The sequence below is a fragment of the Bacillus sp. LR--39 genome, assembly GCF_053613335.1.
This window is the reverse complement of the sequence record NZ_JBSIOT010001363.1, coordinates 1-563: the sequence shown is the minus strand read 5'-3', so window position 1 is coordinate 563 and position 563 is coordinate 1. Positions and strand designations below refer to the sequence as shown.

At 38.0% G+C, this 563-nt stretch carries 1 protein-coding gene; it reads right to left on the bottom strand.

Translation table 11 applies throughout. The annotated features are described in order from the left end of the window. Positions 1 to 110 precede the first annotated feature (110 nt). On the bottom strand, positions 111 to 563 hold a 453-nt coding region (locus ACWHAR_RS30505; RefSeq protein WP_452088862.1), incomplete at its 5' end, for a PP2C family protein-serine/threonine phosphatase.

The following is a 563-nucleotide window of genomic DNA, read 5'->3' as shown; positions in this document are numbered from 1 at the left end:
CTTTTACTTCTATCACATGGTCATTTTTATTCGTATCAACTGCCAAATTCACAATATCACCTCTGGTTCTCTTAATGAGCTACTGGTTTATTACCCAGCGAAGAGAAGCTTTAAACCTTTCTTTTTAAAACAATGAGAGTAAAATCATCATGAAGCTGAAAATCCTGAAGCTTGAGCAGATGTTCGTATATATTGTCAACCATTTGCTGAGCCGGTTTCTCCATATGTACAGTAATCAGGTTCTGCAAGTCAGACCGCTCCAAAAACCCGCTGTCTGTCCGGCATTCAGTTACAGCATCTGAAAAAAGAACGATCATATCGACAATATCCAGTTTTTGCTCGTACTGCTCATAGTCGTAATTTGATGAAATGCCAAGAACGAGGCCTTTTGCGTTTAAATCGTAAAATTTATTTTCCCTGCAAGAATAATAAAAGCCAGGTTCATGACCGGCAGATGAAAACGTAAATAGGTGTTTTTGAAGATGATAGTTGCCATAAAACATTGTAATAAACATGCTTGGGTCTACATTTTGTTCAACGACCCTGTTCAGGTTTTTCAGCAC